This is a genomic window from Mesorhizobium sp. M0293, from assembly GCF_040321735.1.
In the GTDB taxonomy this organism is placed as follows: domain Bacteria; phylum Pseudomonadota; class Alphaproteobacteria; order Rhizobiales; family Rhizobiaceae; genus Mesorhizobium.
The window spans coordinates 1-22,093 of sequence record NZ_JAMYSA010000071.1 but is presented as its reverse complement, the minus strand read 5'-3'; the positions used below and the strand labels follow the sequence as shown (position 1 = coordinate 22,093).

At 62.1% G+C, this 22,093-nt stretch carries 19 protein-coding genes and 2 pseudogenes; 13 read left to right on the top strand and 8 right to left on the bottom strand.

The features are described 5' to 3' along the window. Positions 1–22: 22 nt before the first annotated feature. Both NKJ06_RS23685 and NKJ06_RS23680 read left to right on the top strand, forming a co-directional pair. Entirely contained in the window at positions 23–1,129 is a 1,107-nt protein-coding gene (locus tag NKJ06_RS23685; RefSeq protein WP_352629613.1) for an efflux RND transporter periplasmic adaptor subunit, read from the top strand. Between the two features lie 2 nt (positions 1,130–1,131). Further along, positions 1,132–4,239 carry an efflux RND transporter permease subunit gene (locus tag NKJ06_RS23680; RefSeq protein ID WP_352810803.1) on the top strand — a complete coding sequence of 1,036 codons (3,108 nt, stop codon included), beginning with the start codon at positions 1,132–1,134 and terminating at the stop codon, positions 4,237–4,239. A gap of 131 nt (positions 4,240–4,370) precedes the next feature. Here the strand turns inward: NKJ06_RS23680 and NKJ06_RS23675 are convergent, their stop codons facing one another. The 3 genes from NKJ06_RS23675 to NKJ06_RS23665 are packed head-to-tail and all read right to left on the bottom strand — an operon-like array spanning position 4,371 to position 7,929. Continuing rightward, positions 4,371–5,195 (bottom strand): alpha/beta hydrolase, encoded by an 825-nt coding sequence (locus NKJ06_RS23675; protein WP_352629610.1) that lies wholly within the window; start codon positions 5,193–5,195, stop codon positions 4,371–4,373. Positions 5,196–5,205: 10 nt separating this feature from the next. Further along, positions 5,206–6,687 carry an NAD-dependent succinate-semialdehyde dehydrogenase gene (locus NKJ06_RS23670; protein WP_352810802.1) on the bottom strand — a complete coding sequence of 494 codons (1,482 nt, stop codon included), beginning with the start codon at positions 6,685–6,687 and terminating at the stop codon, positions 5,206–5,208. Between the two features lie 15 nt (positions 6,688–6,702). After that, entirely contained in the window at positions 6,703–7,929 is a 1,227-nt protein-coding gene (locus NKJ06_RS23665; protein WP_352629606.1) for an iron-containing alcohol dehydrogenase, read from the bottom strand. Positions 7,930–8,117: 188 nt separating this feature from the next. On the opposite strand from NKJ06_RS23665, the gene NKJ06_RS23660 reads away from it, so the two are divergent. The 6 genes and pseudogenes from NKJ06_RS23660 (at position 8,118) to NKJ06_RS23635 (ending at position 10,810) form a co-directional block, all read left to right on the top strand. Next, positions 8,118–8,819 carry a GntR family transcriptional regulator gene (locus NKJ06_RS23660; protein ID WP_352629603.1) on the top strand — a complete coding sequence of 234 codons (702 nt, stop codon included), beginning with the start codon at positions 8,118–8,120 and terminating at the stop codon, positions 8,817–8,819. Positions 8,820–8,830: 11 nt separating this feature from the next. Continuing rightward, a pseudogene (locus tag NKJ06_RS23655) lies at positions 8,831–9,034 on the top strand (ATP-binding cassette domain-containing protein); the annotation flags it as partial. Positions 9,035–9,116: 82 nt separating this feature from the next. Further along, entirely contained in the window at positions 9,117–9,710 is a 594-nt protein-coding gene (locus tag NKJ06_RS23650) for a DJ-1/PfpI family protein (RefSeq protein ID WP_352629601.1), read from the top strand. A 47-nt stretch (positions 9,711–9,757) separates the two neighbouring features. Then, a pseudogene (locus tag NKJ06_RS23645) lies at positions 9,758–10,236 on the top strand (zinc-binding dehydrogenase); the annotation flags it as partial. A gap of 60 nt (positions 10,237–10,296) precedes the next feature. Further along, positions 10,297–10,518 carry a hypothetical protein gene (locus NKJ06_RS23640; protein ID WP_352629599.1) on the top strand — a complete coding sequence of 74 codons (222 nt, stop codon included), beginning with the start codon at positions 10,297–10,299 and terminating at the stop codon, positions 10,516–10,518. Continuing rightward, on the top strand, positions 10,511–10,810 hold the full coding sequence (locus tag NKJ06_RS23635; protein WP_352629597.1) for a hypothetical protein: 300 nt from the start codon (positions 10,511–10,513) through the stop codon (positions 10,808–10,810). Before NKJ06_RS23640 ends, NKJ06_RS23635 begins: the two co-directional genes overlap by 8 nt. 8 nt (positions 10,811–10,818) lie before the next feature. On the opposite strand, the gene NKJ06_RS23630 is transcribed toward NKJ06_RS23635, so the two are convergent. The 5 genes from NKJ06_RS23630 to NKJ06_RS23610 form a co-directional block, all read right to left on the bottom strand. Then, complete coding sequence (locus NKJ06_RS23630) at positions 10,819–11,739, bottom strand: ABC transporter permease (protein ID WP_352629595.1); 921 nt, start codon at positions 11,737–11,739, stop codon at positions 10,819–10,821. Then, on the bottom strand, positions 11,739–12,806 hold the full coding sequence (locus NKJ06_RS23625; protein WP_352629593.1) for an ABC transporter permease: 1,068 nt from the start codon (positions 12,804–12,806) through the stop codon (positions 11,739–11,741). Before NKJ06_RS23625 ends, NKJ06_RS23630 begins: the two co-directional genes overlap by 1 nt. After that, positions 12,790–14,337: an ABC transporter ATP-binding protein gene (locus tag NKJ06_RS23620; RefSeq protein WP_352629591.1), complete on the bottom strand. Its 1,548-nt coding sequence runs from the start codon at positions 14,335–14,337 to the stop codon at positions 12,790–12,792. Before NKJ06_RS23620 ends, NKJ06_RS23625 begins: the two co-directional genes overlap by 17 nt. Before the next feature lie 100 nt (positions 14,338–14,437). Then, positions 14,438–15,532 carry a BMP family ABC transporter substrate-binding protein gene (locus NKJ06_RS23615; protein WP_352810797.1) on the bottom strand — a complete coding sequence of 365 codons (1,095 nt, stop codon included), beginning with the start codon at positions 15,530–15,532 and terminating at the stop codon, positions 14,438–14,440. Beyond that, positions 15,529–16,386: a GntR family transcriptional regulator gene (locus tag NKJ06_RS23610; protein ID WP_352629587.1), complete on the bottom strand. Its 858-nt coding sequence runs from the start codon at positions 16,384–16,386 to the stop codon at positions 15,529–15,531. The genes NKJ06_RS23615 and NKJ06_RS23610 overlap by 4 nt, the downstream gene beginning before the upstream one ends. A 249-nt stretch (positions 16,387–16,635) precedes the next feature. On the opposite strand from NKJ06_RS23610, the gene NKJ06_RS23605 reads away from it, so the two are divergent. The 5 genes from NKJ06_RS23605 to NKJ06_RS23585 all read left to right on the top strand — a co-directional run. Continuing rightward, positions 16,636–17,496 (top strand): aromatic ring-hydroxylating dioxygenase subunit alpha, encoded by an 861-nt coding sequence (locus tag NKJ06_RS23605; protein WP_352629670.1) that lies wholly within the window; start codon positions 16,636–16,638, stop codon positions 17,494–17,496. A gap of 40 nt (positions 17,497–17,536) precedes the next feature. Continuing rightward, the gene (locus NKJ06_RS23600; protein ID WP_352629585.1) at positions 17,537–18,442 is read left to right on the top strand and encodes an aromatic ring-hydroxylating dioxygenase subunit alpha; all 906 of its coding nucleotides are present in this window, start codon (positions 17,537–17,539) and stop codon (positions 18,440–18,442) included. Between the two features lie 21 nt (positions 18,443–18,463). After that, a complete protein-coding gene (locus NKJ06_RS23595) occupies positions 18,464–20,230 on the top strand; it encodes a 2Fe-2S iron-sulfur cluster-binding protein (protein ID WP_352629583.1) in 1,767 nt (588 codons plus the stop codon). 9 nt (positions 20,231–20,239) lie between these two features. After that, entirely contained in the window at positions 20,240–20,890 is a 651-nt protein-coding gene (locus tag NKJ06_RS23590) for a glutathione S-transferase family protein (protein WP_352629582.1), read from the top strand. A 161-nt stretch (positions 20,891–21,051) separates the two neighbouring features. Further along, on the top strand, positions 21,052–22,093 hold a 1,042-nt coding region (locus NKJ06_RS23585; RefSeq protein ID WP_352810794.1), incomplete at its 3' end, for a zinc-binding dehydrogenase.

Here is a 22,093-nt window from a genome sequence, read left to right as displayed (position 1 = left end):
ATTTCGGCATGAGGCGATGGGCATGAAAAAGCGACTTGTCATTGGGCTGGGCAGCATCCTGGCTGCTGGGTTAGGGGTGGCCGCATTCGTCACGCTGCCCGTTCGCACGCAGGCAGCCGCAGTGGCGGATCCGAGGCAGGAAGCGCCGATCGTCAGATTGGTGACGGCGGCGCCAGTGGCTGGATCCGAACGCGGCTTCACGGGCACGATTGCCGCGCGGGTGCAGAGCAATCTTGGTTTTCGCGTACCCGGCAAGATCATCGAGCGCTTGGTGAACGTCGGTGAACGGGTCAAGGCGGGCCAACCGCTTCTGCGTATCGACGACACCGATCTGGCTCTCGCGCTCACCGCCAAGCGCAATGCGGTTGCCGCGGCACGCGCTGTGCTGGTTCAGGCGAGCGCTGACGAAAAGCGCTATGCCGTTCTGGTCAAGAAGGAATTAGCAGCAACTCCGCAGCGCTACGAGCAGGCGAAGGCCGCGTTGGATACCGCGACCGCACAACTCGCCGCCGCCGAAGCGGAAGCGAAAGTCGCGGAAAACGAAGCGGCGTATTCCGTCCTGGTGGCGGACACGGATGGAACTGTGGTCGAAACCATCGGCGAGCCGGGACAGGTCGTCTCCGCCGGTCAGACAGTGGTTCGGATCGCCCAGGCCGGCCCTCGTGAAGCGGTGGTCGCGCTTCCCGAAACGATCCGGCCGGCGATCGGTTCTGTGGCCGAGGCCGCCGTTTATGCAGCCGATGGGCGCCATACCGCGCATCTGCGGCAGTTGTCGGATGCCGCCGATCCCCAGACCCGTACCTATGAGGCCCGCTACGTGCTCGACGGGGAGGCCGCGGCAGCACCGCTTGGCGCGACCGTCACTATCCGGATCACAAGCCAGGCGAGCCGGCCGGAAGTCCAGGTACCGCTCGGAGCCGTGCTCGATGATGGCGGCAAGACCGGCGTTTGGGCCCTGGATCGCGCCACGTCGACCGTACACTTCCGACCCGTCGGCCTTGTTCGTGTGACAAGCGAAAGCGCCGTGGTCTCCGGGCTGAACATGGGAGATCCGGTCGTTTCGCTCGGCGCTCATCTCCTGCAGGAGGGCGCTCGCGTCAGGACTGCCTCCGAAAGCGGGAGCAACTGACGATGAACCTCAATCTTTCAGCGATCGCCGTTCGCGAACGCGCCGTCACCCTGTTCTTCATCCTCCTGCTCGTGGCGGCTGGCGCCTACGCGTTCCTTATGCTCGGGCGGGCGGAGGATCCCAACTTCACCATCAAGACCCTGACGGTCACGACGGCATGGCCGGGCGCGACGGCCCGCGAGATGCAGGACCTTGTCGCCGAGCCGTTGGAGAAGCGGCTTCAGGAGCTCACCTGGTACGATCGGGTCGAGACGACCACGCGGCCGGGATACGCCTATATGACGGTCACGCTGAAGGACAGCACGCCGCCATCCGCCGTGCAGGAAGAATTTTACCAGGCCCGCAAGAAGCTCGGGGATGAAGCCCGCAACCTGCCGCCCGGCGTCTACGGGCCCTTCGTCAACGACGAATATTCCGATGTGAGCTTCGCCCTTTATGCGCTGAAGGCAAAAGGCATGCCGATGCGTGAGCTGGCCAGGCAGGCCGAGACCATTCGCCAGGATCTTCTGCACGTGCCTGGCGTCAAGAAGATCAACATCCTCGGTGAACGTCCGGAGCAGATATTCGTCGAGTTTTCCTATGCCAAGCTGGCAACCCTCGGCGTGTCCGCACAAGATATCGTTGCGGCCCTGCAAAGGCAGAACACCGTCACGCCGGCGGGCTCGATCGATACTCAGGGGCCGCAGGTCTTCATCAGGCTCAACGGCGCTTATGACGGTGTCCAGGCTATCGCCGACACGCCGATCGTTGCCGGGGGGCGGACGCTGAAGCTTTCCGACGTTGCCGAGGTTCGCCGCGGCTACGAGGACCCTCCCACCTATCTCATCCGACGCCAGGGCGAGCCCACCATCATGCTCGCGGCCGTTATGCAGGAAGGTTGGGACGGTCGCGCGCTCGGCAAGGCGCTGGAGGACAGGACGGCGGCCATCGCACGGACATTGCCGCTTGGGATAACGCTCGACAAGGTGTCCGACCAGGCCGTCAACATCACCTCGGCGGTCGACGAGTTCATGTTGAAATTCGCGATGGCGCTCGGTGTCGTGCTGATCAGCCTGCTCAGCATGGGCTGGCGCGTCGGCATCGTCGTGGCGGCCGCCGTCCCGCTGACGCTTGCCGCCGTGTTCCTCATCATGCTGGAGACCGGCCGGTTCTTCGATCGCATCACGCTCGGCGCCCTCATCCTGGCGCTCGGTCTTCTCGTGGACGACGCCATCATCGCCATCGAAGTGATGGTGGTGAAGATGGAAGAGGGCATGGATCGCATCAAAGCGGCGGCCTATGCCTGGAGCCATACCGCGGCGCCGATGCTGTCGGGAACGCTCGTGACGATCGCTGGGTTCCTGCCCGTGGGCTTCGCACGCTCGACGGCCGGCGAGTACGCCGGCAACATCTTCTGGGTCGTGGGGTTTGCCCTCATCGTCTCCTGGATTGTCGCCGTGGTCTTCACGCCCTACCTTGGCGTCAAGATGCTGCCCGCGATCAAACCGGTCGAAGGCGGCGTTCACGCCATATACGATACACCGAACTATCGGCGCCTTCGCCGGCTCATCATCTTTGCCGTGCGCCACAAGTTCGTGACCTGCGGTGTCGTCGCCATCGTTTTCGCGCTTTCGGTTGTCGGCATGGGCAGCCTGAAACAGCAATTCTTCCCGACATCCGACCGCCCCGAAGTGCTGGTCGAGGTTCGTCTGCCGGAAGGCACCAGCATCGAGACCACGACCGCCACAGTGGAGAAGCTCGAGCATTGGCTGGACGGCCAGCCCGAAGCCAAGATCGTGACGAGCTACGTCGGTCAGGGCGCTCCGCGTTTCTTCTTCGCGATGGCCCCGGAACTGCCTGATCCTGCCTTCGCCAAGATCGTCGTTCTGACACCGGACGCGGAGGCGCGCGAGGCGCTGAAGCACCGGCTCCGGGAGGCGGTATCGCAGGGGCTCGCGCCGGAAGCCAATGTCCGCGTCACGCAGCTAGTGTTCGGACCCTATACGCCGTTCCCTGTCGAGTTCCGGGTCACGGGGACTGATGCCACGCAACTCTATAGCATCTCCGAGAAGGCCATCGAGATCATGCGGGGCGTCCCGGACGTGCGCCAGGCCAACCGCGACTGGGGCAACCGCACGCCCGTACTGCGCTTCATCCCTGACCAGGATCGGCTGAACCTCATTGGGCTGTCGCCTGCGGAGGTGGCCCAGCAGCTGCAGTTCCTGCTCACCGGCATTCCCGTCACGCAGGTCCGCGAGGACATTCGCAATGTCCCGATCGTGGCGCGCAGCGCTGGGGCTGAGCGGCTGGACCCGGCGCGTCTGGCGGATTTCTCGCTGATGAGCCGGGACGGCCGCCAGATTCCGCTCGACCAGATCGGTCATTCGGAAGTCCGTCTTGAAGAGCCGATCCTGAAGCGTCGCGATCGTCTGCCGGTCATCACAGTCCGCTCGGATATCAATGAGGCAACGCAGCCTCCAGAGGTCTCCAAGCAGATCATGACGGCCCTGCAGCCGCTGATCGCTTCCCTTCCGGCCGGCTATCGCATCGAAATGGGTGGATCAATCGAGGAGGCGACCAAGGCCAACACTGCTTTGGGCAAGATCTTCCCGGCCATGATCGCCGCCATGCTGATCGTCATCATGCTGCAGGTACGATCCTTCTCGACGATGTTCATGGTCGTGCTGACGGCACCGCTTGGCCTCGTTGGGGTCGTGCCGATGTTGCTCACCTTCAACCAGCCTTTCGGGTTCAACGCCATTCTGGGCCTCATAGGACTGGCCGGCATCCTGATGCGCAATACGCTGATCCTGACGGAACAGATCAAGGAGAACCGTGCTGCCGGTCTTGACGACTATCACGCCGTCATTGAGGCCACTGTGCAACGCACGAGGCCCGTCATCCTGACCGCTCTCGCCGCCGTGCTGGCCTTCATCCCCCTCACGCACTCCGTGTTTTGGGGATCGATGGCTTACACGCTGATCGGCGGAACGGCGGCCGGCACGGTTTTGATCCTGCTCTTCCTCCCAGCTCTGTACACCGCGTGGTTCCGCATCAAGCCGACTGCGGATGAGATCCATGAGGTCTCGACGGAGGAGCCGGACCTGCGACTAGCTATGGCTGCGGAGTAGAGGCCTGGTGTCGGACGAGATGGAGTCGAATTCTCGTCCGCCGGATTTGTCCGCGACAGAGGGAGGATCGGGGGCGTTAAAGCACCCCGAGTGCGATGTTCAGGTAGCGCTGTGCCAGTGGCCCTCTCACGCTAGCCGCGCGTACGTCCTATCATCTCCATCAGGCAATCGCCGCCCTGCGTGCCGGCGACGCCGAGGTCCCGTACACTGTTCATATGGTTTCGGTGTTTTAGGCACAGGTCGTGAACTGCCAAACCCTGCTGTCGCAATCGCAGGCTGAAATCGGCCGCTTGCTGGTGAAAAGGCGGCGTTTCTTCTTCTCCGACGAGAATAGTCACCGCCGTCTTTGGGTCGTGCCGCCGCATCATTGGGGTGAAGGCAGCCGTCTCCTCATCGGTGATCCCGATTAGTGGCTCGAGGAAGCATGTCTGAAGGGGCTTCAGGTCGTAAAGACCACCCAACAGCAGAGCTTCACGGATGCATGATGGCATTGGCGTCTTTTCGAACAGGAACGTGGCCAGGTGCGCGCCCGCCGAATGACCGCTTACGCTTAGCCGGCCTGGGTCGCCGCCATGGTCGACGATATTGTCCAGCACCCATTGTTTGGCACGCTGGACCTGCTCGACGATTGTCGCCATCCTGAACTCGGGCATCAGCGCATAATCGACGATGACCGCGATCGCACCGGCTTTGGTGATTGTGTTCGCCACATAGGAATAGTCGCTCCTTGAAAACATGCGCCAATAGCCGCCGTGGATGAACATATGAACCGGAAGATTCTTGCGCTCTCCCGGCGGAAAGAACAGGTCGAGCCTCTCGGCTGTGCCGTTGCCATAGGCGACATTAGCCACCATGGGCAGTGTTGCGCGCGTCGCTGCGCTGCGGGCGACGATGTTGGTCACGATGTCATCGAAGTCGGCGACGTGGTCGCGGGTGCGGAAGGCGTCTTTCTGCATGGATGCCCGATCAGAAGGTAACGGCAATATATTTCGCCTCCATGAATTCAGCGATGCCGTGGTGCTGGCCGCCCTCGCGGCCAAGGCCGCTTTGCTTGACGCCGCCGAAGGGCGCCGCTGGATCAGACATCAGTCCCCGGTTGAGGCCTATCATGCCGGCCTCGATTCCCGACGCTATCCGCATGCCACGCCCCACGTCGCGCGTATAAATGTACGCGGCAAGGCCATATTCCGTGTCATTGGCATGCGCCACAGCCTCCTCCTCGGTCTCGAACCTGGTGATCGGAGCTACCGGCCCGAAGATCTCCTCACGCGCCATGTCAGCTTCCAACGATACCTCCGACAGCACCGTCGGAGGATAGAAAAAGCCTTCCCCTTCTGAAATCGAGCCGCCGCAAAGCACCTTGGCTCCCCGACCCACCGCGTCCTTGACCAGGCGGTCGATCTTGTCGACCGCCTTTTTCGTGATCATCGGTCCGCATTCGGTATCGGCATTTGTGCCCGCTCCCACCTTGAGCGCCGCCATGCGTTTGGAAAGGCCGTCGGCGAACGCGTCATGGATGCCCGACTGCACATAGAGGCGGTTGGCGGCAGTGCACGCCTCGCCGGCATTGCGCATCTTTGCGATCATGGCGCCGTCGAGCGCGGCATCGAGATCAGCATCGTCGAAGACAATGAAAGGTGCATTGCCGCCGAGTTCCATTGAACAGGAGATCACATGCTTGGCGGCCTCGCCGAGCAAGGTTCGGCCAACACCGGTCGAGCCGGTGAACGAAAGCTTCCTGACGCGCGGATCGGCCAGCATGGCCGATGTCAGTGGACCGGGGCTGGTCGTGGTGAGCACATTGACGACGCCGGCCGGCACGCCGGCTTCGCTGTACAGCGCGGCGAGCGCATAGGCCGTCAGCGGCGTTTCGCTGGCGGGCTTCAGAATGACCGTACAGCCCGCCGCCAGCGCCGGCGCGATCTTTCGTGTCGCCATCGCGGCCGGAAAATTCCACGGCGTGATGAGTACGCAGATGCCGATCGGCTCATAGTCGACCACGATGCGGTTGGTGCCTGCCGGCGCGGTCCCGAACTCACCGGTGATACGAACCGCTTCTTCCGCGTTCCAGCGGAAAAATTCTGCGGCGTACGCCACCTCGCCGCGCGCGTCGCGCAGGGCCTTGCCGTTCTCCAGCGAGATCAGCATGGCCAGTGTGTCAGAGCGTTCGACCATGAGTTCGAAACAGCGCCTGAGGATTTCCGAACGCTTGCGTGGTGGCGTCTCCCGCCATCCTTTGGACGCCTTGGCCGCGGCCTGGACGGCAGCAGTGGCATCCTCGATCGTCGCATCGGGAACCGCCGCGATCTTCGCCCCGGAGGAGGGGTCGACGACATCGATGAGCCGGCCATCGGAGGACGGCCGCCATCTCCCGTCGATGTAAAGCCCATGCGAAAAGCCGCGCACGTCGTAGCCGTCCTGATCGAGCTGATGAGCATTCGAATTCATAGTCTTGTTCCGTTGTTACATAGCGCAGGCGGCGAGGTCGCCGTCATGAGCTGCCTGGACAAGGCGTCGCATGGCGGAGAGATCGAAGGGGCGCGGGTTGTTCTTGATCAGGCGGTCGATGCCGAGCGCCTGCTCGGCGGTCCAGTCGAGCTTGTCGGCGGGAAGGCCGAGATCGGCCAGTGTTGGCGTGATGCCGATCGCCGTGAACAGCTGCCGGATTTGCTCGATGGTGGCGTCCGCCATCTCCTCAGCGCTTCGCCCCTTGGCCTCAAGGCCAAGCGCTCCACCGATCTCGGCCATTTCAGTGGCAGCCACACGCCTGTTATAGGTCATAACGTAGGGCATCATGGTTGCCACACCCAACCCGTGCGCGGTGTGCGTAAGCGCGCCGGCCGGATACTGCACGGCATGCGCCGCCGCCGTACCCGCGGTACCGAATGCACACCCTGCCGCCAACGCGCCCATCATCACATCGGCGCGCGCATCGGCGTCAGTGCCGTCCGTGCAGGCTCTCTGCAGACTGCGCCCCAGCAGCTTTATGGCCAGCAGCGCGAAATGATCGGTCAGCGCGGTCTTGCCTATGAACACGTGTTTTTGCGGCATGTCGGGGTCCGCGTCGCGCCGCATGGCGGTGAAAGCCTCGATTGCGTGTGTCAATGCATCGGCGCCGGCGATCGCGGTCAGCCCTGGTGGACAGGTCATCGTCAGTTCGGGGTCGCACAAGGCAACCGCAGCGATCAGATGCGGGCTCGATATGCCGACCTTGAGCGTCCGGTCAGGATCGGAGATCACCGCGACCGGAGTCACTTCGGAGCCGGTGCCCGCGGTGGTGGGCACAGCGATCAGCGGCAGCGTCGGGCCAGGAACCTGGAACTCACCGTAATAGTCCTGGAGGTTGCCGCCGTGACTGAGCAGCAAGGCGGCGCATTTGGCGAAATCGAGGCAGCTGCCGCCGCCGATGCCGATCACCATCTCGGGCCGGAACCCCTTCGCCTCGTCGACGCAGATGCTGACTGTGTCACGCGGCACGTCGGGAAGGACGCGGTCATGCACCAGCACCTCGATCGAGGCAGCCTGGAGCGATTTGACGATCTCCGCGAACACCGCGGTGCCGGCGAAACGCTCGTCGGTACAGACCAGCGCGCGCCGGCCGAACCTGCTGGCGACTGTCTGCAGCACATGACGCTGGCCTTTGCCGAAAAGGATTTCACGCGGAAGCCGGAGGGCGGCGAAGAGGCTCATGATGATCTTTTGTCCTTTGACGGCGGCTCAACTGCAAAGGCTATCGCGACGGATCCACCATCTGTCCGCAAAGGCGCCTGGCGCCATGTGACGGCTTAAAATTATATCCGCTTTAAAATCGTATATGATATAGGATTGCATCTACCGGAGCATCGTGTTAGCAGTCCTCACTGTCAAGAGGCAAAAAGATGCAGACCGCCGACTTAACCGAAACGACCGAAACGACCGCCGCCGGCGGTCGCATCCAGCGCTCCAACAGCCTGGTCGAGGATGTCTACGAAGCGATCTTCGCGCAGCTGATGGCGCTGAAGATCGCGCCAGGTTCCCGCATTACCGTCGATAGCCTGGTCAAGGAATTCAACGTCTCGCACACGCCGATACGCGAGGCGCTCGGCCGCCTCGAAGGCGAAGGCCTGGTACTCAAGACGCATCTCATTGGTTACCGCGCGGCACCCCAGATTACCCGGCGCCGTTTCGACGAATTGTATGAGATGCGCCTTCTGCTTGAGCCGCATGCCGCGGCGAAAGCTGCCGCTGCCATGGACGAAGCGAAGCTCAACACTTTGCTGGAAGCGGCCGGCGTGATGTCACGGCGCGAAGGCAAGGACGATCGCCTCCGCTATTCGAATTTCGCCCGGCAGGACGCGATCTTCCACGACAAGATCATGGAGTTTTCCGAAAACGAACTCATTCGCGAGACGTTGAGTCACCAGCACATCCACTTCCATATCTTCCGCTTGATGTACCATGCCCGCGTGACCGAGGAGGCGCTCGACGAACACGAGGCGATCCTCGCCGCGTTCGGCTCGGCCGATCCCGACGCCGCCCAAAAGGCGATGCGCGTCCACATCGAGCATTCGCGCGATCGCTTGCTTCCGGCATTCGATTGAGGCCGGAACCGATGTCCATTGCCGCCAATATCGCTGGAGAGGGAGGAAGCACGCTGCCCTCTGGTGACGCGCCGGGCACCGTCGAACCAGTTCTGCGCGCCGAGCACCTATCGAAACAATACGGCCCGGTGACGGTGCTGTCGGACATAGTGCTCGACGTCCTGCCCGGTGAGGTCCACGCCATCATCGGCGAGAACGGGGCGGGCAAGTCGACACCATTCTGAGCCGATCCGACTTCACAGCAGGGCAGGGCGCGATCTGCGCCTTGCCTGGCCCAAAACACTGAGAGGAAGAGCCATGCCAGGCAAAAAGATACTGATGTTGACCGGTGAGTTCACCGAAGAATACGAGATCTTCGTCTACCAGCAAGCGATGGAAGCCGTCGGTCACACTATCCATGTGGTCTGCCCAGACAAGAACGCTGGGGACCTGATCAAGACTTCGCTGCATGACTTCGAGGGCGACCAAACCTATACCGAAAAGCTCGGCCACTACGCGCTGATCAACAAGACGTTTTCCGACGCTGAGAAGCAGCTCGACCAATACCACGCAGTCTATTGCGCGGGCGGCCGTGGCCCTGAGTATATCCGCACCGACAAGCGCGTGCAGGCGATCGTGCGCCATTTCCACGACGCCAAGAAGCCGATCTTCACGATCTGCCATGGCGTCCAGATTTTGATCGCGGTCGACGGCGTCGTTCGCGGCAAGAAGGTAGCAGCACTCGCGGCTTGCGAGCCGGAGGTGACCCTTGCCGGCGGCACTTACATCGATCTGTCTCCCACCGATGCCTATGTGGATGGGACGATGGTTTCGGCCAAGGGATGGACGGCACTTGCTGCGTTCATCCGCGAATGTTTGAAGGTGCTGGGAACGGAAATCCGCCACACGTAGGCTTTTGGCGCCGACGCATTTCTGAGGAGATGCGTCGGCTCCCACACATAGCGCGCCACAACGTGACCATCATGGACATCGACGCGGAGCGGCTGGCCTTTGCCGCCACGCAATTGGGCTTCCTGGTGATCGACGGCTCGAAGGGATCGATCGTCGAAACGATAGCGGAGGAACCGCCAAAACAGGTTTCGATGTCGTCTTCGACGCAACGGGAAACAGCCGTTCGATGCAGTCCGCCTTTGCCTATGTCGCCCATGGCGGCGTCATGGTGATGGTCAGCGTCGTGCAGGACAACATAAGCTTCTCCGATCCGGAGTTTCACAAGCGGGAAATGATGCTGATCGGCAGTCGCAATGCGACGCATGGCGATTTCCAGCACGTTATTGCCTCGATCTGTGCGGGAAAAATACCAATTGATCAACTCGTCACCCACCGCACGACCCTGCGTGACAGCCCCCGTGACATCTGGGCGCAGCAGAAGTCCGGTCTGATCAAGGCTGTTATCGACGTGGCGGCACCTTGTTGACTTCCGCTGTCATGACATCTCGCGGCAGGCGGATCGCCTTATTTTTGGCCGGGCTGTCGAATGCGCAGCGCCTCGACCTATCGCAACGCTGGCGGCAACGGCGCCTGGCTGGTCGACAATGGCTTCTTCGGCGCTCTGGAAAGCGGCACCATCTATATGCGGCTGAAGAGCGGCACGCCTGCTGGTCTGGTGTCGGCGATGGAAGGGCTGGTGCTGCTGTTCTTTCTCAGTGCCGCGGTCGCGACGCGCCTTCAGATCGTGAGGAGGGAAGTCCATGCTTGAGCTGCTGCAGGGACCGCTGCTGATCAGCCTGCTGGCAGCGATGGTCCGCATTGCGACACCGCTGCTGTTTTCGGCGATGGGCGAACTCGTCACGCAGCGCGGGCATTTGGAACATCGCTGTCGAGGGCACCATGCTGATCGGTGCGGTGGTTGCCTACATGGTCGTGGGGATACCCCTCCCCATCAGATATTCCTCGTGCTACCCTATGTGGCATCCCTGGTGCTGCTGGCCGGGTTGCGATCGCGCACGCATCAGCCGGTGGCGCTCGGCATACCCTACAACAGAGAATAGTTCCTGGTTCAGCTCGCCGGGCGGAAGGGCTTTGCAAGCGAGGCCGGGAAATGCAGCGCGAGCATCTGGCGGTTTCGCGAAATGAGGACCAGCACGATGATGGTGGCCAGATAGGGCAGGGCCGACAGCAGTTCCGACGGCACTTCCAGCCCGAGCGCCTGTCCTTGCAGCTGCAGGATCGTCATGCCGCCGAACAGCCAGGCGCCAAGCAGAATGCGCAGCGGCCGCCATGTGGCGAAAACCACCAGCGCCAGCGCGATCCAACCCTTGCCGGCGGTCATGTTCTCGACCCACAGCGGTGTGTAGGCGACCGACAAATAGGCGCCCGCCAGTCCGGCCATCAGTCCGCCGAACAGGACGGCCATGTAGCGGATCTTGATCACCGGATAGCCGATCGCATGCGACGTCTGCGGTGACTCGCCGATCGTGCGCAAGATAAGCCCCGCCTTGGTCCGGTAGAGAAACCAGCTGATCGCGGCGAACATCAGCAAGGCCAGGTAGACCATCGGGTCGAAGCGGAACAGCATCGACCCCAGGAAAGGTATATCCGACAGATAGGGGATGTCGACGCCGTGCAGCGCTTCGATCGGGGAACTGCCAAAACCGCGTCCGAGAAAGGCCGAAACACCTGACCCGAAGATCGCCAACGCCAGACCGGCGGCGTATTGATTGGTCAGGAAGGTCAGCGCCAGAACGCCGAACAGCAGCGATGCGGCAGCACCGGCCAGCGCGCCGGCCATGATCGCGACAGGCATGGAAAAGCCCGCGGTGACAGCCCAGAACGCAAGTGCTGCCCCCATCAGCATCATGCCTTCGATGCCGAGATTGAGAACGCCTGACTTTTCGACCACGAGTTCGCCGAGGGCGGCGAAGATCAGGGGCGTCGCGGCAATGACGGTGCCGGTGAAGATGGCAATGAACAGATCCATCAGGCTTTCTCCCGGACCAGGCGAACGCGGTAGAAGATGAAGAAGTCGGCGGCGAGCAGGAAGAACAGCAGGATGCCCTGGAAAATCCGCGTCAGCGCCGAAGGCAGGCCAAGCGTCATCTGCACGCCTTCTCCGCCAAGGAAAAGCAGCGACATCAGCAACCCGCCGAGCACGATGCCAAAGGCGTTCAGCCGTCCGATGAAGGCGACAATGATGGCCGCGAAACCATAACCCGGCGATATCTGTGGCGAGAGCTGGCCGAGCGGTCCGGCAGCTTCCGCCATGCCGGCGATGCCGGCTGCTGCCCCGCCGGCCAGCAGGCCGATCCAGATCGCCGCCGACTCGCGGAACCCGGCATACCGCGCGGCCAGTGGTGCCGCGCCGCTCACCGACATCTTGTAGCCGAGGAAGCTGCGGTCGGTGAACAGCCACATCGCGATGACGGCGACGACGGTGATGAAGACCGAGGAATTGAGCCGGTATGCCGGATCAAAGGACTGGAGCATCGCGGCAGCCGGCAGGAGGGCAGTCTGCGGGTAGTTGAAACCGGCCGGATCGCGCCACGGCCCATGCACGAGATAGGACAGGAACAGCGTGGCGATGTAGGTCATCATCAGCGTGACGAGGATTTCGTTGGTGTTCATGCGGGCACGCAGGAAGGCCGGAATGGCCGCCCATGCCATGCCGGCGCCCATGCCGGCCAGGAACATCAGGGGCAACAGCAGCACGCTCTCCGGATTTGGCCAGAACAGCCCGACGCCGCTGGCGGCAATCGCACCCATCGTGAACTGGCCCTCTGCGCCGATGTTCCAGACATTGGCGCGAAAGCCGACCGCCAGCCCGCAAGCGATCAGGATCAGCGGCGAGGCCTTGAGCAGCCATTCCGACAGCCCGTTCATCGAACTGAGCGGCTCGACAAAGAACGCATGGAGCGTGGCGAGCGGGTCATGTCCGAGATAGGCGAAGAAAACCGAGCCGACGACGACCGTCAGTATCGTCGCCAGGATCGGTGCGGCAATGCGCATCGGCGCGGATGGCTCCGGCCTTTGTTCAATCCTGAAGTGCAATATCGCCACTCCCGTTTGCCGATGTCGGCTCGTTCATGGTCCGGCCGGTCATCAGAAGTCCGATCTCCTCGCGGTCGGTTGTCGTGCGGATGAGTGGCGATGACACTTTTCCCTTGCAGATCACCAGCAGCCGGTCACAGATCTCGAACAACTCGTCGAGCTCTTCGGAGACGACAAGAACCGCTGCCCCGGCACGGCTGAGATCGATGATGGTCTGCCGGATGAAGGCGGATGCGCCGACGTCGACACCCCAGGTCGGCTGAGACACCAGGAACAGCTTTGGCTTGAGCGCGATCTCGCGTCCGACGATGAACTTTTGCAGGTTGCCGCCCGACAGGCTTTGCGCGGTCGACTGCGCTCCATTGGCCTTGACCTTGAACCTGTCGATGATGCCGGCGGCGAAAGCCTTGGCCTTGCGGCGATCGACCAGTCCGTTGCGCACCGTGCCGAAGCGATGCGCGGTCAGCACGGCGTTCTCCCACAGCGTGTGCGACGGCACAGCACCGCGTCCGAGCCTTTCTTCGGGAACAAAGGCGACGCCGAGCTTGCGGCGTTCGTGGGCACGCAGGCGGGCGGCGTCGGTGCCGCAAATCCTGATCGCGTCGCCGCGGTCATGGGTACGTTCGCCGCTGAGCAAGGCGATCAGCTCGGCCTGGCCGTTTCCGGAAACGCCGGCAATGCCGACGATTTCCCCGCCATGCACATTGAACGACACATCCTTCAGGTCGACGCCGAAATGGTCTCGGGCCGAGACTGAAAGGTTGTTGACCGCGAGCACCGGCTTGTCGCTCGGGCTTGGCGGACTGACATGCATTTCAGGCAGCTTGGAGCCGACCATCATGCGGGCAAGCTCCAGCGATGTCGTCTCCTTCGGGCGGGCGGTGCCGGTGACCTTGCCGTTGCGCAGCACGGTGGCGGTGTCGCAGAGCTCCTGCACTTCGTCGAGCTTGTGGCTGATATAGACGATGCTGCAGCCTTCGGCGGCGAGCTGCCGCAGCGTCTCGAACAGCTTGACCACTGCCTGCGGCGTCAGCACGGAAGTCGGCTCGTCGAGGATCAGGAGTTTCGGCGCCTGCAGCAGGCAGCGCACGATCTCCACACGCTGGCGCTCGCCAACCGACAAGTCGTGCACCTGGCGATACGGATCGATAGGCATGCCGTAGCGCATGGAGAGGTCGCGGATCTTTTCGGCAAGCGTCGGCAGATGGAACGTGCTGCTTGTCGACAAGGCAATATTCTCGACCACCGACACGGATTCGAACAGCGCAAAATGCTGGTAGACCATCTCGATGCCGAGAGCGCGGGATACCGCCGGATTGTGAGCGACGATCGGATTGCCATCGCTATGGATTTCCCCGGAGTCGGCCTGCGCCGCGCCGTAGATGATCTTCATCAGGGTGGATTTGCCTGCGCCATTCTCGCCCAAGACAGCGTGGATTTCGCCGGGTTGGATAGACAATGAAACGTCGTCATTGGCGACGACGCCTGGATAGCGCTTGCAGATGTTGCGCAGTTCTAAACGCGGATGCATGGCGGGTCCTGCCGTGGCGTGAAGCGGGGTTGGACTAGGCGCAAGCTGGCAGACGCCGAAGCATTCCAGCTTCGGCGCCGGATGGCTTTTTGAGCGACGATCAGCTCAGCTTGCCGATCATCCCCTTCACGAACCAGTTCATGCCGCGAATGTCGTCGTCGGCCAGAACCGAACCGGCGGCAACCTTGACGTTGCCGTCCTGGTCTTTCAGCTCGCCGGCATAGGGATGAACCTTGCCGCTGCCGATATCGGCCTCGAGCTGTTTGAGCTTGGCCTTGGTGTCGGCCGGAATGCCGTCATTGTAGGGCGCCATTTTCACGACGCCTGCCGCCAGTCCGTCCCAACGCACTTCCGGCTTCCAGGTGCCCGCGGCAACGGCCTTGGCGGCGCCAACATAGTCGCTCGTCCAGTCGAGCACGAATGCCGTCAATTGCTTGCCGGAACCGAATTTCGCCATGTCGCTGGCATAGCCGATCGACCAGGCGCCGCCTTCGCCGGCGACCTGGACACCGGTGGCCGTGTCCGTCATCGAGCAGATGACGTCGCAGCCTTGTGAAAGCAGGGTTTTGGCGGCCTCCTTTTCCTTGCCCGGATCAAACCAGGAGTTGAGGAAGATGGTGTTGCAGGTGGCGTTCGGGTTGACGCTTTGCGCACCGAGCAGCAGCGCATTGGCCGGCCCGACGATGTCGGGGATCGGGAAGCCGCCGATGAAGCCGATCTTGCCTGATTTCGACATGTAGCCGCCGGCAGCGCCGGCGACGAAAGTACCCTCGGAGTATTTGGCTTCGAAGGTGCCGAGATTGGCAAGGTGGACGATGCCGGAGCAATGTTCGAATGCCACTTTGGGGAACCGTGGCGCCACTTTCTGCATGGGCGTTCCGTGTGAAAAGCTGGTGCCGAAGATCAGCTTGTTGCCGGCGCTCGCCAGTTCGCGAAAAATGCGCTCGGCGTCCTGCGGCATGAAGATGTTGTCGATGACGGTCAGCTCGACCTTGTCGCCGAATGCGGCCTTGATGGCTTCGACACCGAGGCTGTGCTGCTTGGTCCAGCCGATTTCAGCCACTGGCGAGACATAGACGGCGCCGATTTTCAGCACCTCCTGCGCTTGTGCGATCGTGCTTAGGCCTCCTGCGCCAAGTGCTGCGCCCAGCGCGCTGCCGTATTTCAGGAAATCCCGTCTTGTTACGTCGTTCATGATGGTAACCCTCTGTTGGTTTTTTTGGTTGATGCCCGGCTTGTGGATGCCGGATCTGTTTTTGGAAGATGAACATGGAGATGCGCTGCGGCTCCGAGATGCGTTGCGGCGTCGCCATTCCCGGGCGACTTCGCCATCCTTCTGAGCGGAACCGCTGTTGTCGCCGCATCGGCCGTGCCGTCGAGATAGGGGGCAAGGGCCTCGGCCGGTGTCATTTCCGGAAACACCTCACGGTCCATGATGTAGCCGCGCACCACCGTGCGGTGGTGTGTGTCGATGAGATCCATGGCCTGCTTCAAGCGGCCTTTTTCCAGCAGGTCAACGACCCGCGAGTGATCGTCGAGCAGATTGCAATAGTCGAAATCGGCGGTAATGAGCGAGCGCAGCAGCGTCGTGCGGCGCACGAGTTGCGCATGGATTTCCTGCATCACCTTGTTGCGGCTGAGGCGCACGAACACCGTGTGGAACTCCTGGCCGAGCACGTCGGCCAGGGCATCATTGCCGGCGGCCACGGCCTGTCGCTGCCGTTCGACATGGTGGCGCAGTTCGGCCCAGCCGGCCGGGCCCAGCCGATCGCTGAGCTGTGCTGCCACGCCCTGTTCGACAAGCGTCAGGGCGTCATAGATTTCCATCGCCTCCTGCATGCTCGGCTTGGCGACGAAAGCACCGCGATTGCGCTCGATCTGGGCCAGTCCGTCATCGGCGAGGCGTATCAAAGCCTGGCGGACCACGATGCGGCTGACGTCGAATATTTCAGCAAGTTCGCGTTCACCGAGCTTGCAGCCGGGGACGAGACGATGATCAATGATGGCGCGCGTCAGCGTGTCGGCGATTGACTGGGAACGGCTGCTCACGAGACGGCGCTCCGCGCTGATTTCCACGCGTCTTTCGCAATGTCACTGCCGATGATCGGCGTCATTCCAGCGCCCCATATCCCAGGTTGCGGTGTGCCATATATGGGATGCAATCCTTTCAGTCTGTCAACCAAAAAACATTCATTGGCTACAAAAAATGCATTGATTGATATCCAATCTTGTGTTTGCAATGGTGGCGCTGACCAAGCCGGGTTCGATGTGAAGAGCCGGCCAGGGAGGACGATTGCGATGACCAGCCCTTGCAGCGACGGGGTTCTCTTGAACGACTGGCATATTGTTGCGGATTGCTCGATGCTGTCCGCTGGTGCTCCGTTCACCACACGGCTTTTGGGGGTCGCTCTCTCGATCACCTGCAAGGGACGCTACAACAAGGAGATCGTCCGCCAGGACACCGGCGAACAGGTCAATTCTGCCGAGCGCTACGGCTTCGTCTGGGCATGTCTTGGCAAGCCCTGGCGGGACATCATTTACATTCCGGAATCGAACGAGTCGGACCGGCATCTGGTCAGCGGCGGCTCGATCGCGGTCAAGGTGTCGGGTCTGCGCGCCGTCGAGAATTTTCTCGACATGGGGCACTTCCCCTTCGTGCACACAGGCCTGCTGGGTGACGAGCCACACACCGAAGTGGTGCCCTACAGGGTCGAGATCACCGACAAGGACGAGGTGCTGGCGACCGAATGCAAATTCTATCAACCGCTGGCCTCGCCGACCGCAAAGGAAGGCTTTGTCGTCGACTACATCTATAAGGTGATCCGGCCGTATACGGTGGCCCTCTACAAGAGCAATCCTGTGAAGAAGGACCGGCTCGACGTCATCACCCTGTTCGTGCAGCCGGTCGATGAGGAGAACTGCGTCGCTCATCCCTTCCTTTGCTACCTTGTGGACGGCATCGACGCGGCAACGGTGCGCAGCTTCATGCAGCTGATTTTCGCCCAGGACAAGCCGATCCTGGAAAACCAGGTGCCACGACGGTTGCCGTTGGATCCGAGGGCTGAAACACCGATCCGCGCCGACGCCGTCTCTGTTTCCTACCGGCGCTGGTTGCGGGATCAGGCAATAACTTACGGCGCCATTCCGGCCCAGGCCTGATGGGATCGATGCCGGCCTGGCTCCTTCGAGGGACATGAAAATGATACAGACGAGATGCTCGGACCCGGTCATTCTTAATCTCTGGCATCCGATCGGTGCCATTGCCGAGACGACGCCAAACAGTGTGATGGAAACGACTCTGCTCGGCGAGCAGGTCAGTTTCGCAATTGGCACGACCGGCGCCATCGGGGTCTGGATATCCAGGCCCGACCTGCCATCCGGCGCCCGGGTCGATCCGGCATCGATCCGTGAAACGCTGCCCGCCAAGAGCGCCTATGGCTATGTCTGGACCTCGCTCGGCTCGCCGCCGGCAGAGCTGTTTCCGATCCCTGAATATGAAGAGCCGGACCGCCGCAAGCTCAACGCGGCAACGTTTGGCGTCAATGTCTCGGCGCCGCGCGCCATCGAGAATTTTCTCGACATGGGCCACTTTCCCTATGTGCACACCGACATCCTCGGCGTCGAACCGCATACCGAGGTCAAGGAATATGACGTCGAGATATCCGTCGACCGCGACGAGATACTGGCCACGCGTTGCCGCTTCTTTCAGCCGATGGCTTCCACAGCTTCGGATGGTGGCGCGGATGTGGACTACGTCTACCGCGTGCCACATCCCTATTGCTCGGTGCTCTACAAATCGAGCCCGGTCGACGAAGCACGGCGGGATGTCATCGCCATCTTCCTGCAGCCTGTCGACCAGGAGCATGTGCGCGCCCACATGCTGCTTTGCGTGCTCGACGAAGACAATGAAGACAAGATCATCAAGCGCTTCCAGCAGACGATCTTCGGGCAGGACAAACCGATCCTCGAGAACCAGGTGCCGAAACGCCTGCCGCTGGACCCGCGCGCCGAAACACCGATCCGGGCCGACAAGTCGGCCATCGCCTACCGACGTTGGCTTAGCCAGAAGGGCGTGACCTACGGCGTCATCCCGGTTGCGGCCTGACACTATTTTTGGAGATGACGAATGTTGCAAGAAGCCAGAAGCCGGTGGCATCCGATCGCCGCTGCCTATGATTTGCCTTACCGCCACGTCTTCCACGGCCAGCTGCTTGGTCGGGAATTCGCCGTCTGGCGGGCCGATGATGGCTACGTCAACATCTGGGAGAATCGCTGCCTACATCGCGGTGTAAGGCTGTCGATCGGTATCAATGACGGCCGCGAGCTGAAATGCCAGTATCATGGCTGGCGCTATTCGAACCGCACCGCAGGCTGCACCTATATTCCCGCCCATCCGGCCGACGCGCCGGCGCGCACCATCACCAACCGCACCTTTCCGGCGGTGGAGCGCTATGGCCTCGTCTGGTCGTCCGAAGAGCCGCAAGGGGAGGTGCCCGATGTCGCCGGGCTGCTGGAAGGCCAGTTGCTTGCCTTGCGCGGCATTCCGGTCGATGCGCCTGCCGGCAAGGTTGTCGAGAGGTTGAAAGCCTATCGGTTCCAGCCCAGCGGGGCCGTCGAGGGCGACGCCGCCGAGATGCTGGTCGAAACCGTGCAGGATTTTGCCGTGGCGCTCCGCTCGCGTGCCGGCAGCCAGGAGACGCATGGCGTCTTCTTCGTTCAACCCGTCGATTCCAACCGTTCGGTCATTCGCGGCGTGCTCGATCGGGACATCGAGGGAGCCGCGCGCATCGCCGTCTTGCGCCACCACAATGAACGGCTCGGCAAGCTGCGCGATGCGGCGGAACGTGAGGCGGCAAGCGCCGCCGCGCCCGCGCCGATCGAGCCTGTTTACGAAAAAGTGTCAGCCGAACTCGCCGAAATGCCGGAACTGACGACGCATGGCCGCAAGGCGGCGCTGCGCGTCTCCGTGGCAAGGAAATGGCAGGCCGCCGATGGCATAGCCGGCTTCGAGCTTCGCCCGATCAAGGGCCTTTTGCCCACTTTCCAGCCAGGCGCCCATATCGATGTCCACATGCCCAATGGCGAGGTCCGGCAATATTCGATCACCAACGGTCCTGGCGAAACCGACAGCTTTACCATCGGCGTCAAGCTGGAGAGGGATTCGAAGGGCGGTTCGAAATGCATGCACGAGACGGTGCGTGAAGGCGATGTGCTGGCGATCTCCGAGCCGCGCAACAATTTCCCGCTGCGCCGCGACGCGATCAAGACGCTGTTCGTCGCCGGCGGTATCGGCATCACGCCGTTGCTGGCGATGGCGCAGGCGCTGAAGAACCAGGATCTGGCGCACGAATTGCACTATTTCGCGCAAGGGGAGGAGCATCTCGCCTTTTCCGATCGGCTGCGGCAACTCGGTGGCTCACTGGTGCCGCATCTTGGCCTCACGCCGGAACAGACAGGCGCGAAACTGCACGAACTGCTTTCCGCATACCGGAACGGCATGCACGTCTATATCTGTGGCCCAGGCCCGATGCTGGAAGCTGCCCGCAAGACCGCGGCAGAACAGGGTTGGCCGGACGCTGCCGTGCATTTTGAGTATTTCAAGAACACCAACGAGATCGATGACAGTTCGAGCTTCGAAGTGGCCCTGGCACGCTCCTGCGTCACGCTCAAGGTGCCTGCCGGCAAGACCATCATGCAGGTCATGCGCGAGAACGGCATCGATGTGCCGTCGTCCTGCGAGCAGGGCGCCTGCGGCACTTGCGTGGCGACGGTGATCGAAGGCGAACCGGACCATCAGGACGTCTATTTGAACGACGCCGAAAAACAGGCCGGGACCAAGATCATGACCTGCGTTTCGCGGGCCAAGTCGGCACGCCTCGTGCTGGACATCTAGGAGCAGCCGATGATCACGCTTTATGACTACGAACTCTCCGGCAATTGTTACAAATTGCGGCTGCTGATGAGTTTCCTCGGCATCGACTACAAGACCGTGCCTGTCGACTTCTACCCCGGCCGCGAGCACAAATCCGAATGGTTCCTGAGGCTCAATCCGCTCGGACAGCTGCCGGTGCTCGACGATGACGGTCTTGTGCTGCGCGACGCCCAGGCCATTCTTGTCTATCTTGCCGCCAATTATGATCCGTCAAACAGCTGGTACCCGCTAGACAATCCGGCGCTGCTTGGTGAGATCAGCCAGTGGCTGGCTTTTGCCGACGGCATCACCGGAACGGCATCGGCGGCGCGGCTGCATGACGGCCTGTTCTACGATTTCGACATCGATGCGGCGCGCGCCGGCGCGCATCGGCTGTTCCGCATCCTCGACGAGCATCTGTGGTTCGGCGAACAGCAAGGCCGCGACTGGATCTGTTCGGCCGGCCGCCCGACCATCGCCGACATCGCCTGTTTTCCTTACGTCATCCTGTCGGAAGAGGGCGGCATTCCGCGTCAGGACTATCCGGCAATCCGGCGCTGGTGCGACCGGGTCAAGCGCATCAAGGGGTTTACGGTGATGTCGGGCGTGTTCCCGGCTGGTCCCGGCAAGGTCGCCGCTTAGAGCATGATCCCGAAAAGTGGAATCCGGTTTTCGGAAAAGATCATGCCCAAACACTGAGATAGAGCCCCATCCCGATGCCATCGGGATGGAACAGGCTTTAGACCGATCACCACGAGCGGAGCCATGGCTTCGGCAAGAACAAGTTTTGGGAGAGAGAAAAGATGAAAACCCGCGCCGCAGTTGCTGTCGCTGCCGGAAAGCCGCTGGAGATCATGGAGGTCGACCTCGACGGCCCGCGCGAGGGCGAGGTGCTGGTCGAGATCAAGGCGACCGGCATCTGCCATACCGACGAATTCACGCTTTCCGGCGCCGATCCCGAAGGCCTGTTCCCGGCGATCCTCGGCCATGAGGGTGCCGGCGTGGTGGTCGATGTCGGCAAGGGCGTCACTTCGGTCAAGAAGGGCGACCATGTCATCCCGCTCTACACGCCCGAATGCCGGCAGTGCCCGTCCTGCCTGTCGCGAAAAACCAATCTGTGCACGGCCATCCGCGCCACGCAGGGCCAGGGCCTGATGCCGGATGGTTCGTCGCGTTTCTCGATCGGCAAGGACAAGATCTTCCACTATATGGGCTGCTCGACCTTCTCCAACTTCACCGTGCTGCCTGAGATCGCGGTGGCCAAGGTCAATCCCGACGCCCCCTTCGACAAGATCTGCTACATCGGCTGCGGCGTCACCACCGGCATCGGGGCTGTGATCAACACCGCCAAGGTCGAGCAAGGCGCGACCGCGGTCGTCTTTGGCCTCGGCGGCATCGGCTTGAATGTCATCCAGGGGTTAAAACTTGCCGGCGCCGACATGATCATCGGCGTCGACCTCAACAACGACAAGAAGGCTTGGGGCGAGAAGTTCGGCATGACGCATTTCGTCAATCCGAAGGAGATCGACGGCGATGTCGTGCCGCACCTCGTCAACATGACCAAGCGCGGCGCCGACCAGATCGGCGGTGCCGACTACACATTCGACTGCACCGGCAGCACCAAGGTGATGCGCCAGGCGCTGGAAGCCTCGCATCGCGGCTGGGGCAAGTCGGTGGTCATCGGCGTGGCCGGCGCCGGCCAGGAGATCTCGACGCGGCCGTTCCAATTGGTCACCGGACGGACCTGGATGGGCACCGCTTTTGGCGGCGCGCGCGGCCGCACCGATGTGCCGAGGATCGTCGACTGGTACATGGACGGCAAGATCCAGATCGACCCGATGATCA

Coding starts and splice junctions, on each gene's coding strand:
- NKJ06_RS23685 (WP_352629613.1), top strand. CDS start 23: ATGAAAAAGCGACTTGTCATTGGGCTGGGCAGCATCCTGGCTGCTGGG.
- NKJ06_RS23680 (WP_352810803.1), top strand. CDS start 1,132: ATGAACCTCAATCTTTCAGCGATCGCCGTTCGCGAACGCGCCGTCACC.
- NKJ06_RS23675 (WP_352629610.1), bottom strand. CDS start 5,195: ATGCAGAAAGACGCCTTCCGCACCCGCGACCACGTCGCCGACTTCGAT.
- NKJ06_RS23670 (WP_352810802.1), bottom strand. CDS start 6,687: ATGAATTCGAATGCTCATCAGCTCGATCAGGACGGCTACGACGTGCGC.
- NKJ06_RS23665 (WP_352629606.1), bottom strand. CDS start 7,929: ATGAGCCTCTTCGCCGCCCTCCGGCTTCCGCGTGAAATCCTTTTCGGC.
- NKJ06_RS23660 (WP_352629603.1), top strand. CDS start 8,118: ATGCAGACCGCCGACTTAACCGAAACGACCGAAACGACCGCCGCCGGC.
- NKJ06_RS23650 (WP_352629601.1), top strand. CDS start 9,117: ATGCCAGGCAAAAAGATACTGATGTTGACCGGTGAGTTCACCGAAGAA.
- NKJ06_RS23640 (WP_352629599.1), top strand. CDS start 10,297: ATGCGCAGCGCCTCGACCTATCGCAACGCTGGCGGCAACGGCGCCTGG.
- NKJ06_RS23635 (WP_352629597.1), top strand. CDS start 10,511: ATGCTTGAGCTGCTGCAGGGACCGCTGCTGATCAGCCTGCTGGCAGCG.
- NKJ06_RS23630 (WP_352629595.1), bottom strand. CDS start 11,739: ATGGATCTGTTCATTGCCATCTTCACCGGCACCGTCATTGCCGCGACG.
- NKJ06_RS23620 (WP_352629591.1), bottom strand. CDS start 14,337: ATGCATCCGCGTTTAGAACTGCGCAACATCTGCAAGCGCTATCCAGGC.
- NKJ06_RS23615 (WP_352810797.1), bottom strand. CDS start 15,532: ATGAACGACGTAACAAGACGGGATTTCCTGAAATACGGCAGCGCGCTG.
- NKJ06_RS23605 (WP_352629670.1), top strand. CDS start 16,636: ATGACCAGCCCTTGCAGCGACGGGGTTCTCTTGAACGACTGGCATATT.
- NKJ06_RS23600 (WP_352629585.1), top strand. CDS start 17,537: ATGATACAGACGAGATGCTCGGACCCGGTCATTCTTAATCTCTGGCAT.
- NKJ06_RS23595 (WP_352629583.1), top strand. CDS start 18,464: ATGTTGCAAGAAGCCAGAAGCCGGTGGCATCCGATCGCCGCTGCCTAT.
- NKJ06_RS23590 (WP_352629582.1), top strand. CDS start 20,240: ATGATCACGCTTTATGACTACGAACTCTCCGGCAATTGTTACAAATTG.